The 12,474-nt window shown below is 71.1% G+C and carries 10 protein-coding genes and 1 pseudogene; 8 read left to right on the top strand and 3 right to left on the bottom strand.

Annotated features, from left to right (window positions below):
• The first annotated feature begins 56 nt into the window (after positions 1 to 56).
• From gap to pgi, 7 genes are all read left to right on the top strand, one after another.
• Positions 57 to 1,064, top strand: coding sequence for a type I glyceraldehyde-3-phosphate dehydrogenase (gap, locus tag LN251_RS03855; protein ID WP_458243082.1), 1,008 nt, complete (start codon positions 57 to 59; stop codon positions 1,062 to 1,064).
• A 189-nt stretch (positions 1,065 to 1,253) separates the two neighbouring features.
• Positions 1,254 to 2,465 carry a phosphoglycerate kinase gene (locus LN251_RS03850; RefSeq protein ID WP_458243081.1) on the top strand — a complete coding sequence of 404 codons (1,212 nt, stop codon included), beginning with the start codon at positions 1,254 to 1,256 and terminating at the stop codon, positions 2,463 to 2,465.
• A 6-nt stretch (positions 2,466 to 2,471) separates the two neighbouring features.
• Positions 2,472 to 3,248 (top strand): triose-phosphate isomerase, encoded by a 777-nt coding sequence (tpiA, locus tag LN251_RS03845; RefSeq protein WP_249834626.1) that lies wholly within the window; start codon positions 2,472 to 2,474, stop codon positions 3,246 to 3,248.
• Between the two features lie 95 nt (positions 3,249 to 3,343).
• Entirely contained in the window at positions 3,344 to 3,577 is a 234-nt protein-coding gene (gene secG, locus LN251_RS03840) for a preprotein translocase subunit SecG (RefSeq protein WP_107416178.1), read from the top strand.
• Positions 3,578 to 3,804: 227 nt separating this feature from the next.
• Entirely contained in the window at positions 3,805 to 4,140 is a 336-nt protein-coding gene (locus LN251_RS03835) for an RNA polymerase-binding protein RbpA (RefSeq protein WP_003957010.1), read from the top strand.
• Positions 4,141 to 4,340: 200 nt separating this feature from the next.
• A complete protein-coding gene (locus tag LN251_RS03830) occupies positions 4,341 to 5,609 on the top strand; it encodes an MFS transporter (RefSeq protein ID WP_458243080.1) in 1,269 nt (422 codons plus the stop codon).
• Positions 5,610 to 5,661: 52 nt separating this feature from the next.
• Entirely contained in the window at positions 5,662 to 7,317 is a 1,656-nt protein-coding gene (gene pgi, locus LN251_RS03825) for a glucose-6-phosphate isomerase (protein ID WP_458243079.1), read from the top strand.
• Between the two features lie 69 nt (positions 7,318 to 7,386).
• On the opposite strand, the gene LN251_RS03820 is transcribed toward pgi, so the two are convergent.
• From LN251_RS03820 to LN251_RS03810, 3 genes are read right to left on the bottom strand one after another with little or no spacing between them, the layout of a single operon-like run.
• The gene (locus LN251_RS03820) at positions 7,387 to 9,708 is read right to left on the bottom strand and encodes an FtsX-like permease family protein (RefSeq protein ID WP_458243078.1); all 2,322 of its coding nucleotides are present in this window, start codon (positions 9,706 to 9,708) and stop codon (positions 7,387 to 7,389) included.
• A 39-nt stretch (positions 9,709 to 9,747) separates the two neighbouring features.
• Positions 9,748 to 10,500 (bottom strand): ABC transporter ATP-binding protein, encoded by a 753-nt coding sequence (locus LN251_RS03815; RefSeq protein WP_458243077.1) that lies wholly within the window; start codon positions 10,498 to 10,500, stop codon positions 9,748 to 9,750.
• A complete protein-coding gene (locus LN251_RS03810; RefSeq protein WP_058926010.1) occupies positions 10,497 to 11,012 on the bottom strand; it encodes a PadR family transcriptional regulator in 516 nt (171 codons plus the stop codon). The genes LN251_RS03815 and LN251_RS03810 overlap by 4 nt, the downstream gene beginning before the upstream one ends.
• Positions 11,013 to 11,134: 122 nt before the next feature.
• On the opposite strand from LN251_RS03810, the pseudogene LN251_RS03805 reads away from it, so the two are divergent.
• A pseudogene (locus LN251_RS03805) lies at positions 11,135 to 12,407 on the top strand (ABC transporter substrate-binding protein).
• The last annotated feature ends 67 nt before the right edge of the window (positions 12,408 to 12,474 follow it).

Below are 12,474 nucleotides of genomic sequence, written 5' to 3'. Positions count from 1 at the left end.
CCCAAACAGAGCTCGCCGGCACCTCATGGCCGGCGTACCAACGAGGAGATCGGTTCGTGACGATCCGCGTAGGCATCAACGGCTTCGGTCGTATCGGTCGCAACTACTTCCGCGCGCTGCTGGAGCAGGGTGCTGACATCGAGATCGTGGCTGTCAACGACCTGGGTGACACCGCGACCACCGCCCATCTGCTGAAGTACGACACCATCCTGGGCCGCCTCAAGGCCGAGGTCTCGCACACCGCCGACACCATCACCGTCGACGGCAAGGCCATCAAGGTCCTGTCCGAGCGCAACCCCGCCGACATCCCGTGGGGCGAGCTGGGCGTCGACATCGTCATCGAGTCGACGGGCATCTTCACCAAGAAGGCCGACGCCGAGAAGCACATCGCCGGCGGCGCGAAGAAGGTCCTCATCTCGGCTCCGGCCAAGGACGAGGACATCACCATCGTGATGGGCGTCAACCAGGACAAGTACGACCCGGCGAACCACCACGTCATCTCCAACGCCTCCTGCACCACCAACTGCGTGGCGCCGATGGCGAAGGTCCTCGACGAGAACTTCGGCATCGTCAAGGGCCTGATGACGACGGTGCACGCGTACACGAACGACCAGCGCATCCTGGACTTCCCGCACAAGGACCTGCGCCGCGCCCGTGCCGCCGCCGAGAACATCATCCCGACCACGACCGGTGCCGCGAAGGCCACCGCCCTGGTCCTGCCGCAGCTCAAGGGCAAGCTGGACGGCATCGCCATGCGCGTCCCGGTCCCGACCGGTTCGGCCACCGACCTCGTCGTGGAGCTCTCGCGCGAGGTCACCAAGGACGAGGTCAACGCCGCCTTCAAGAAGGCCTCCGAGGGCGAGCTGCAGGGCTACCTGTCCTACACGGAGGACGAGATCGTCTCCTCCGACATCGTCAGCGACCCCGCGTCCTGCACCTTCGACTCCTCCCTGACCATGGTCCAGGAGGGCACGACGGTGAAGATCCTCGGCTGGTACGACAACGAGTGGGGCTACTCCAACCGCCTCGTCGACCTCACGGTCTTCGTCGGCAACCAGCTCTGATCGCCGCAGCAGGCAGCACCTCGGTGTGAGTGCAGGGCTCGGGCAGCGCACGGCCGCGCTGTCCGAGCCCTGTGTCGCGTGGCTGGGGCCCGACCGGCCCTCGCGCCCGCCGCGTCCAGGTAGCAGCCTCACGGACAGAGCAGCCCATTCGGACCTCCGAGCCTTCCGAGTCTCTCTAGGAGCCCCTTCATGAAGACGATCGACGAACTCCTCGCCGAAGGCGTGGACGGCAAGCGGGTCTTCGTCCGCGCGGACCTCAACGTGCCGCTCGCCGACGGCCTCATCACCGACGACGGCCGCATCCGGGCCGTGCTGCCCACCGTCAAGGCCCTCGCCGAGGCGGGCGCCAAGGTGATCGTCGCCTCGCACCTGGGCCGCCCCAAGGGCGCCCCGGACCCCGCCTTCTCCCTGCTGCCCGCCGCCGAGCGGCTCGGTGAACTCCTCGGCGCGCCCGTGGCGTTCGCCCAGGACACCGTCGGCCCCGCCGCCCACGACGCGGTGAACGGCCTGCAGCCCGGCCAGGTGGCGGTGATCGAGAACCTCCGCTTCAACGCGGGTGAGACCTCCAAGGACGACACCGAGCGCGGCGAGTTCGCCGACCGCCTCGCGGCCCTGGCGGACGTCTACGTCGGCGACGGCTTCGGCGCGGTGCACCGCAAGCATGCCTCCGTCTACGACCTCCCGGCCCGCCTGCCGCACTACGCCGGCTACCTCATCGCGAACGAGGTCGGCGTCCTGAGGAAGCTCACCGACGAGGTCCGGCGGCCCTACGTCGTCGCGCTCGGCGGCGCCAAGGTCTCCGACAAGCTCGCCGTCATCGACGAACTGCTGGGCAAGGCCGACCGCCTGCTCATCGGCGGCGGTATGGCCTACACCTTCCTCAAGGCCAAGGGCTACGAGATCGGCAAGTCCCTCCTGCAGGAGGACCAGATCCCGGCCGTTCTGGAGTACATCGAGCGTGCGGAGAAGACCGGCGTCGAGCTGGTCCTGCCCGTCGACGTGCTGGTCGGCCCCGAGTTCCCGGACCTGAAGGCCAAGGCCCCGACGAGCCCCGCCACCGTCGCCGCGGACACCGTGCCCGCCGACCAGATGGGCCTGGACGTCGGTCCGGAGACCCGCAAGCTGTACGCCTCGAAGATCACCGACGCCGCCACCGTCTTCTGGAACGGCCCGATGGGCGTCTTCGAGCACCCCGATTTCGCCGAGGGCACCAAGGCGGTCGCCCAGGCCCTCATCGACTCCCCGGCCTTCACGGTCGTCGGCGGCGGCGACTCCGCCGCGGCCGTGCGCCTCCTGGGCTTCGACGAGACCGCATTCGGCCACATCTCGACCGGTGGCGGCGCCTCCCTCGAATACCTCGAGGGCAAGACGCTCCCCGGACTCGCCGCACTGGAGGACTGACCAAGCATGAGCACGCGCACGCCGCTGATGGCGGGCAACTGGAAGATGAACCTCAACCACCTCGAGGCCATCGCCCACGTCCAGAAGCTCGCCTTCGCCCTGGCCGACAAGGACTACGAGGCCGTCGAGGTCGCCGTCCTGCCGCCCTTCACCGACCTGCGCTCCGTGCAGACCCTGGTCGACGGCGACAAGCTCAAGATCAAGTACGGGGCCCAGGACATCTCGGCCCATGACTCCGGCGCCTACACCGGCGAGATCTCCGGGGCCATGCTGGCCAAGCTGAAGTGCACGTACGTGGCCGTCGGCCACTCCGAGCGCCGTCAGTACCACGCCGAGACCGACGAGATCGTCAACGCCAAGGTCAAGGCCGCCTACAAGCACGGTCTCACCCCGATCCTGTGCGTCGGCGAGGAGCTGGACGTCCGCGAGGCGGGCAACCACGTCGCCCACACCCTCGCCCAGGTCGAGGGCGGTCTGAAGGACCTCCCGGCCGAGCAGGCCGAGACGATCGTGATCGCCTACGAGCCCGTGTGGGCCATCGGCACCGGCAAGGTCTGCGGCGCCGAGGACGCCCAGGAGGTCTGCGCCGCCGTCCGCGGCAAGGTCGCCGAGCTGTACACGCAGGAGCTGGCCGACAAGGTCCGCATCCAGTACGGCGGCTCGGTCAAGGCGGGCAACGTCGCCGAGATCATGGCGCAGGCCGACATCGACGGCGCCCTGGTGGGCGGCGCGTCCCTGGACGCCGACGAGTTCGTCAAGATCGTGCGCTTCCGCGACCAGTGAGTATGCGCTAGGCCCGATCCGTCGTACCCTTGCGGGGTCCAGCACTGTGCTGGACCCCGCGTCGTCCGTCCGAGTCCGAGGAAGTTGGTCCAGCCGTGGTTTTGGGGTTCTCGATCGCCCTGATCGTCTTCAGCCTGCTGCTGATGCTGCTGGTGCTGATGCACAAGGGGAAGGGCGGCGGCCTCTCCGACATGTTCGGTGGCGGCATGCAGTCCTCCGTCGGCGGCTCCTCGGTCGCCGAGCGCAACCTCGACCGCATCACCGTGGTGATCGGTCTGCTGTGGTTCGCGTGCATTGTCGTACTGGGCCTCGTCATGAAGACCTCCTGACGTCGAACAGCTGAACGACAAAGCACACGCAGCACCTCCGATCCGCACGTAAGGCCCCATGTTCGGTACGCGCAGCTGAGCGCGGCCTATCATGGGGCTTGCGTCTGGGTGTAGGGGCGGTAACTCCAACCACTGGACGTGCGTTGGGCCTTACGTAAACTGAGGCGCTCGCAACGAAGCGAAACGCCGACTCGCTTCGCGGCACCATCACGCAGGGAGTTACGACCGTGGCAAGTGGCAACGCGATCCGAGGAAGCCGGGTCGGGGCGGGGCCGATGGGCGAGGCCGAGCGCGGCGAGTCCGCGCCGCGTCTGCGCATCTCCTTCTGGTGCTCCAACGGGCACGAGACGCAGCCCAGCTTCGCCAGCGACGCGCAGGTTCCCGACACCTGGGACTGCCCGCGCTGCGGCTTCCCGGCCGGACAGGACCGGGACAACCCGCCGGACCCGCCGCGCACCGAGCCCTACAAGACGCACCTCGCGTACGTCCGGGAGCGGCGCAGCGACGCGGACGGCGAGGCCATCCTCGCCGAGGCGCTCGCCAAACTGCGGGGCGAGATCTAGGAGTTGGAAGCCGGCCGGGCACCGAGAGGGTGTCTGGCCGGAGCTGTTTCGCACCGGCTGAGCCGGTTGATTTGGCTGCCCACCCGCTCTCGCACCGGCTGCCCGTCCGTCCCCGGACCGATCGTCCCCGGACCGATTGTCAGTGGTGCCCTCTACGGTTTGTCCATCGTCTCGATGCGGGCGAATCATGAGGGGGAGCTGTGACGACGGTCGAGTCCGCGGAAGTGCGCGCGCTCGCGTGGCGTGGGGGATTCGGGCGGCTGTGGAGTGCCGCCGTGCTCTCCAGCTTCGGGGACGCTCTGCGCAACGCCGCGCTGCCCCTGCTCGCCGTGCGGCTCACGGACCGGCCGATGCTGGTCGCGACGGTGACCGCCTGCGGCTATCTGCCCTGGCTCGCCTTCGGGCTGCTCGGCGGCGCGGTGGCCGACCGGGTGGACCAGCGGCGGGCGATGTGGACGGTGGACGCGCTCCGAGGGCTGCTGGTGGCGTCCTTCGCGGTCGCCGTCGCCCTCGGGCACGCCTCCATCGGGCTGCTGATCGCGCTGGCCTTCACCCTGACCACGCTCCAGACCCTGTTCGACAACGCCTCCACGGCCCTGCTGCCCGTGCTGGTGGACCGCGAGGTCCTCGGCAGCGCGAACGCCCGGCTGCTGACCGGGCAGCGCATCGCGGGCGGGCTGCTCGGCGCACCGGCCGTCCCGCTGCTGCTGGCGGCCGGGACCGCCACGCCGTTCGCCGTCGACGCGGGGACCTTCCTGCTGGCCGCCGCCCTGGTCGCCTCGCTGCGGACCGCCGCCCCGCGGCGCGGACCGGCGGTGGCGGGCAGCACCCTGCGCCGGGAGATCGCGCAAGGACTGCGCACCCTCGCCCGGGACCGCGCCCTGCGCGGACTGTGCGCCGCGACGGCCCTGTGCAACATCGGCATGGGCGCCCAGCTCGCCACCCTGGTCGTCCTCGTCACCGGCTGGCTGCACGCCGGCACCGTCGGATACGCCGCGGCCGGCACCGCAGCCACCCTGGGCGGCCTGGCCGGGGGAGTGGTGAACCGCCGGTTCGTCGCCCGTCTCGGCCGGATGCGGGCGGTGCTGATCGCCGGCGCCGTGCAGACCGCTGCCCTCGTCGCCATGGGCAGCGTGCGCAGCCTGCCCGTGCTGGTGACGGCGATCGCCGTCTTCGGGCTGATGGGCATGGTGTGGAACGTCAACACCACGACTCTGATGCAGGAGCGCAGCCCCGCCGACATGCTCGGCCGGATCAGCTCCGCCTTCCGGACCCTGTCCTACGCCGGGGTCCCGCTGGGCGCCCTCCTCGGCGGCTCCGTCGCCACCGCCTGGGGCCTGAACACCCCGCCGCTGCTCACGGCGGCCTTCTTCGTCCTCGCCGTCATCGCGCTGATACCCGCGCTCAAGGTGAACGTACCTGTTGTTGCGCCGCACGACGACGCCACGACGGCTCACGCGCCGCGCTGATCAACTAGGTTGGAACAGCTGGGACAGGCACGAAAGAAGGCTGAAGTCGCACATGAACGCAGACGGCCGTACCAGGCTCAACCAGACGCCCGAGTGGACCGCGCTGGACAAGCACCGCGAGGATTTCTCCGGCACCCATCTGCGGGAGCTGTTCGCCGCCGACCCGGGCCGCGGCACCGGATACACGCTCCAGGTGGGAGACCTCCACGTCGACTACTCCAAGCACCTGGTCACCGACGAGACCCTCCGGCTGCTGCGTGAACTGGCCGCCGCCACCGACGTGTTCGGGCTGCGCGACGCCATGTTCCGCGGCGAGAAGATCAACACCACGGAGGACCGCGCCGTCCTGCACACCGCGCTGCGCGCCCCGCGCGACGCGGTGATCGAGGTCGACGGCGAGAACGTGGTGCCGAAGGTGCACGAAGTCCTCGACAAGATGAGCGACTTCGCCGACCGCGTCCGCTCCGGCGCCTGGACCGGCCACACCGGCAAGCGCATCAGGAACGTGGTCAACGTCGGCATCGGCGGCTCGGACCTCGGCCCCGCGATGGCCTACGACGTGCTGCGCGCCTTCACCGACCGCGACCTCACGGTCCGCTTCGTGTCGAACGTCGACGGCGCCGACCTGCACGAGGCCACCCGCGACCTGGACGCCGCCGAGACGCTGTTCGTCATCGCCTCCAAGACCTTCACCACCATCGAGACCATCACCAATGCGACCTCGGCGCGCGCCTGGCTCCTCGACCAGCTGAAGGCCGGTCAGGAGGCGGTCGCCCAGCACTTCGTGGCCCTGTCGACCAACGCCGAGAAGGTCGCCGACTTCGGCATCGACACCGCGAACATGTTCGAGTTCTGGGACTGGGTCGGCGGCCGGTACTCCTACGACTCCGCCATCGGCCTGTCGCTGATGATCGCCATCGGCCCGGACCGCTTCCGCGAGATGCTCGACGGTTTCCGGCTGGTCGACGAGCACTTCTGCACCGCGCCCGCCGAGTCCAACGTGCCGCTGCTGCTGGGCCTGCTGGGCATCTGGTACGGCAACTTCCACGACGCGCAGTCGCACGCGGTGCTGCCCTACAGCCACTACCTCTCCAAGTTCACCGCCTACTTGCAGCAGCTGGACATGGAGTCCAACGGCAAGTACGTGGGCCGGGACGGGCAGGAGGTCGACTGGCAGACCGGGCCGGTGGTGTGGGGCACCCCGGGCACCAACGGGCAGCACGCCTACTACCAGCTGATCCACCAGGGGACGAAGCTGATCCCCGCGGACTTCATCGGGTTCGCCGAGCCGGTCGCGGAGCTGAGCGACGGGCTGAAGGCGCAGCACGACCTGCTCATGGCCAACTTCTTCGCGCAGACGCAGGCGCTGGCCTTCGGCAAGGCGCCCGACGAGGTGCGGGCGGAGGGCGTGCCGGAGGAGCTGGTGGCCCACAAGACGTTCAAGGGCAACCACCCGACGACCACGATCCTCGCGCGCGAGCTGACGCCGTCCGTGCTGGGACAGCTCATCGCCCTCTACGAGCACAAGGTGTTCGTCCAGGGCGCCGTGTGGAACATCGACTCCTTCGACCAGTGGGGTGTGGAGCTGGGCAAGGTGCTGGCCAAGCGGGTCGAGCCCGCGCTGACGGAGGGCGCGGACGTGCCGGGTCTGGACGCCTCCAGCAAGGCGCTGGTCGCGAAGTACCGTGAGCTGCGCGGACGCGGCTGACGGCCTCGGTGCCTGAGCGGGGCGGTGCGTGACCGCCCCGCTCAGGCCACCGCGCTCGACCCGTCGTGCTCAGGCCACCGCGCTCAGCGTGTCCGCCAGGCGCCGTCGTGCCGCCCGCGCCGCCGGAAGTGCGGCGAGTCCCGTCGCGCCCAGCACCGCCGCCGCCCCGAGCAGCACCAGCAGCAGCGGCGACGGAGCCTGGGCGATCCCCGAGCCGATGCCGCTGGACCTGCCCTGGGCGTTGATCAGCCAGTGCGCGAGGGGGGTGCCCAGGGCGGTGCCGGCGAGGGCGGCGGCCAGGGTCGTGCAGCCGGTGGCGGTGACGGTGATCGCGGTGATCTGCCGGGGGGAGAGGCCGATGGCCTTCAGCGCGAGCAGGTCGCGTTCGCCCTCGCGGACGGTGCCGCCGATGGCGGTGAGCAGTTCGATCAGGCCGATCAGGGCGAGGACGGCGATCAGGCCGGCCACGACTCCGCGCAGCGGCGAGAGGCCGTCGGCCGGGTTGGTCACGGCGTGCACGTCCAGCCGTCCGTGCCCGGCGGCGGCCAGGCGGGCAGCCACCGCGGCCGGGTCGGCTCCGGGGCGCAGCCGTACCTGGTAGAGGGTCGGGGTCAGCCGGGGGTCGTTCTGGCGGAGGGTGTCGAGGGAGGTGGAGACTACCCGGCCGGCGTTCTCCGGTTCGATGCTGCGGCCGACGATGTGCAGGATCTGCGGCTGGTCGCCGACGGTCAGGCGTACCCAGTCGCCGATCCGGAGGTTCAGCAGGTCGAGCAGACCCTGCCCGGCCACCGCCTCGTCGTCCCCGCGCGCGGGGCGGCCCTCGGCGAGGGCGTACGGGTAGGGGTCCTCACGGGTGCCCAGGCCGCGCAGGGCGATGGTGGCGGTCTGGCCGGGCACCAGGGCGGCCACCTCCAGGCCCGGGTACGCGGCGGCGACCTGCGGGTCACGGTCCAGAAGGGCGCGGGTGCCGCGTTCGCTCAGGCCGTCGTTCGCGTGGACGGTGAGGGCGGCCGGCAGACCGATCCGCTCCGGGCTGCTGTGGAAGCGGTCGATGGTGGTCCAGGCGGACATCGCGACGACGATCAGCAGCAGGGGCAGTGCCAGCCGGGCCACAGTGGTCACCGACCGCAGACGACGGCCGACCACCGTGTGCCAGCCCAGCACCAGCGCGGGCGAGAGCCGGGTGGCGAGCGCGCGCCGGGAGAGCGCGGAGAGCTGCCCGCCCGGCAGGGACGCGGCCCGCCCGCCCGGCACCCGCTCTCCCCGGGCCCCGACGGGCCGTACCCCCGGCACCGGCGGCACCCGCCCCGCGCGCCAGGCCGCCAGACCCGTCGTCGCGCCGATGAACAGCACCGCGCCCACCGGGACCGCGAACAGGGCCGCCGTGTAGCCGGGCAGCCCCTGCCAGACGGCGACCGCGTCCCCGAGGCGCCCCGGGAAGCTGCTGCCCAGGGTCTCCGTCAGCGTGGCCGCGGACACGGCGCCGAGGAGGGCGTAGGCGAGATGCTGCGAGAGGAAGATCCGTACGACCTGCCCCGGGGTGAAGCCGATCGCCTTCAGGACCGAGATGTCCCTGAGGTGGCCGCGGATGCGGGTGGCGATCGCGCCGTGGACCGCGAGACCGGCGGCGATCAGCGCGCCCAGCCCGAACAGGCCCAGCACCTGGCCCAGCAGCCGGTAGTCGCCCTGGGCCTCGGACCGTGCCTGCTGCCAGGTGGAGACCTCGCCCACCGCTCCGGCGCCGAGGACGGTGACGGCGCGCTGGACGACGTAGTCGGTGTCGGCGGGGTCGGTCAGGCGCAGGCCGATGACCCGGCCGGTCGGATGGGGCACGGCGGACGGCAGCGCCCAGACCAGGCCCGGCCGCTCGCCCGCGTGATACCTGGGCTCGGCCGCGTCGGCCACGCCCAGGACGGTCACCGCGTGCCCCGTGCCCGGCAGGGTGAGGGTGTCGCCCGGTTCGGCGAGCAGGGCGCGGGCCAGGCTGCTCTCCAGGACCACACCGTCCGGGGTGCGGTCGTTCAGCCAGCGGCCGGAGGTGATCAGGGGCCGGCCGACGGTGGGGCGGTCGGGTGTGGCGCGCAGTTCGACGGCGGCCCGGGTGCCGCGGGAGGCGAGGGTGGCGGAGGCGGTGGAGTAGGGACCGGCGACGGAGTCGACGCCGTCCAGTCCCGTGAGCCGCCCCACCTTGGCGGACTGGCTGGTGTGGATCCAGACGTGGGCGCCGCGCGACTCGGCGAAGACCCGCTGCCAGGGGTTGGTGGCGTAGCCGAACAGGGCGGTGGCCAGCAGCAGTGACAGCACGATCCCGGCGGTGGCCAGGACCAGGAACAGTGCCTCGCCGCGGTGCGTGCGCAGATCGGAGTGGGCCCAGCGCAGGGTGGCTCGCATGCGGATCAGTGCCTCCGGGGAGCGTCGTACATCCGCATCTCAGTCCCTGAGCTCCAGTACCCCGGATATGCCGCTCTTGCCGGACTTCGGGGCGGCGTCCAGTTCGGCGTCGTCGGCTATGCGGCCGTCGAAGAAGGAGATCACCCGGTCCGCGGCGCTCGCCAGCCGCGCGTCATGGGTGACCAGCACGATCGTCTGGCCGCGTCCGTGGAAGCGGGACAGCAGCCGCATCACCTCGCGGGTGCCCTTGCTGTCGAGGCTGCCGGCGGGCTCGTCGGCGAGCAGCAGGGGAGGGTGGTTGACCAGGGCGCGGGCCAGCGCGACCCGCTGCTGCTCACCGCCGGACAGCTCGCCCGGCAGGCTCCGCTCCTTGCCGTCGAGGCCCAGCTCGGCCAGCAGTTCCTCCCGCTCGGCGCGCGCCCGTTTCGGCGGCACCCCGGCGAGCAGGGCGGGCAGTTCCACGTTGTCGGCGACGGACAGGTTGGAGACCAGGTTGAAGAACTGGAAGACGATGCCGATCCGCTTGCGGCGCTCCACCGCCCAGCGCGCCTCGCTCCAGGCGTCCGCGCTCTTGCCGTCCAGCCAGATGTGGCCGCCGTCGGGCCGTTGCAGGCCGCCCAGCAGATGCAGCAGGGTCGACTTCCCGGCCCCGGAAGGGCCGGTGACGGCCAGGAACTCCCCGGGGCGTACGCACAGGTCGACCCCGCGCACCGCGTGCGCCGGGGCGCCCTCGCCGTAATGCGTCTTGACCAGGCCCTCGGCGCGCAGCACGGGAGCGGGACCGTCGTTCACTCCAGCTCCTCCAGCTCTTCCTGGCACCGCTCCAGCCAGTCGAGGTCGGCCTGCAGGTGCAGCATCGCCCCCTCGATCAGCAGATGGGCGACGCGGTTGTCCCGGTCTTCCGCGGCCGCCAGTTTCGACAGCTGCCGCATGGTGTTCAGATACTGGCGCCGCTGCTTGTTGATCAGCGCGATCCGGTCGGCGAGCCCGGTCTGCGGGGCGAGCGCCAGCTTCATGAAGAACTCGTCCCGCACCCGCGGCTCGTCCTCGGGATCCTCGAACCAGACGCGCAGCGCCTGCCGCCCGGCTTCGGTGAGGTGGTAGACCTTTTTGTTGGGTCGGCTCGACTGCTCGACGTCCTCGCCCTCGATCAGGCCTTGCTTCTCGAGGCGGCCGAGGGTTACGTAGATCTGGCCGACGTTCGGCTGAGGGTACGCGGAGCCCAGCGTCTGCTCAAGGTGCTGCTTGAGCTCGTAGCCGTGGGCCGGGCCGCGCGCCAGGAGAGCCAGGAGGGGCAGGCGCACGTGTGCAGTCCTCCTGTCGGGTCAATGTGCTCCAGGCCCTAGTATCGCCCATACCTAACAGGTATACATGGCCTCTGACTCCGGGCGAAGACGCCCGGCGCCGGGTGTGCAAGGAGGAACCTATGCGGTGGATGCGTGCCGCGGGTAGGGGCCTCCTCGTTCTCGTCGTGGTCATGGCCGGGTACGTCGCCGCGGGCACCCGGCACGACGCGGCTCCGGCCGACGGCCGCGGACCGCTGATCCTGGCCACCGCGGGCGATCTCACCGGCTATCTCCGCCCCCTGCTCGAGGGCTGGAACCGCACCCACCCCGGCGAGCGGGTGCAGCTCGTCGAGCTTCCCGACTCCGCCGACGAGACCCACGCGCAGATGGTCACCGACCTGCGCGGCGGCGACCGCAGCCGCTTCGACGTCCTCAACATCGACGTCAACTGGACCCCGGAGTTCGCCGCCGCGGGCTGGATCCGTCCGCTGCCGCGCGAGCGCTTCCCGCTCGGCGCCTTCCTCAAGCCCGTCAAGAGCACGGCGACCTATGACGGCCGCCTGTACGCCGTCCCGTACGTCACCAACGCCGGCCTGCTCCTCTACCGCAAGGACATCCTCGCCAAGGAGGGTGTCCCGCCCCCGCGCACCTGGGCCGAGCTGGAGCGCGACGCGAAGACCATCGCGCCCAAGTACGGGCTCGACGGCTACGCGGGCCAGTTCCTGCCGTACGAGGGCCTGACGGTGAACGCGGGCCGAGGCCGTCTACTCGGCGCACGGCTCGATCCTCGGCGACGAGGGCGCGAAGGTCACCGTGAACTCCGCGGCGGCCCGGGAGGGGATCGGCTTCCTCGCGCGCGGGGTCCGGGAGGGCTGGATCCCGAAGGCCGCGCTGACGTACAAGGAGGAGGAGTCCAAGCAGGCCTTCGAGAGCGGCCGGCTGCTCTTCCTGCGCAACTGGCCCTACGCCTACGTCCTCGCCTCGGCCAAGGGCTCCCCGGTCGCCGGGAAGATCGGCGCCGTCCCGCTGCCCGGCCCGGACGGCCCCGGCACGAGCGTCCTCGGCGGCTCCAACCTGGCCGTCAACACCCATGCGCGGCACCCCGACTCGGCCGCGCGCCTGATCGCCTATCTCACGAGCGAGCCCGTGCAGCGCCAGGTCCTCACCCGCGGCGCGCTGCCGCCCGTGCGCGCGGCCCTGTACGAGGATCCCGAGCTGATCCGGCGCTTCCCCTACCTTCCCACCCTGCGCAAGAGCGTGCTGTCGGCCATGCCGCGCCCCAAGAGCCCGCGCTACGACCAGGTCAGCCTGGTCGTGCAGGCGGTCGTGCAGGACGCGCTGACGGGCCACGAGACCCCCGCGGCGGCGGTGCGCCGGCTCGCGCGAGAACTGGCCGCGATCCCCGGTCGATAGTTACCTGTTAGGTAACGCGCACATCTCATCTCCCCTCACTCTGTCCTATTTGGTCCGCATTTCACAG

Source organism: Streptomyces sp. MAI_2237 (genome assembly GCF_054189285.1).
The sequence above is the reverse complement of the archived record's forward strand: the minus strand, read 5'-3'. Positions and strand labels throughout refer to the sequence as shown.

Bases quoted from the DNA above. Each gene is read 5' to 3' on its own strand.
- LN251_RS03820 (WP_458243078.1), bottom strand. From the start codon at position 9,708: ATGCGAGCCACCCTGCGCTGGGCCCACTCCGATCTGCGCACGCACCGC.
- pgi (WP_458243079.1), top strand. From the start codon at position 5,662: ATGAACGCAGACGGCCGTACCAGGCTCAACCAGACGCCCGAGTGGACC.
- LN251_RS03850 (WP_458243081.1), top strand. From the start codon at position 1,254: ATGAAGACGATCGACGAACTCCTCGCCGAAGGCGTGGACGGCAAGCGG.
- tpiA (WP_249834626.1), top strand. From the start codon at position 2,472: ATGAGCACGCGCACGCCGCTGATGGCGGGCAACTGGAAGATGAACCTC.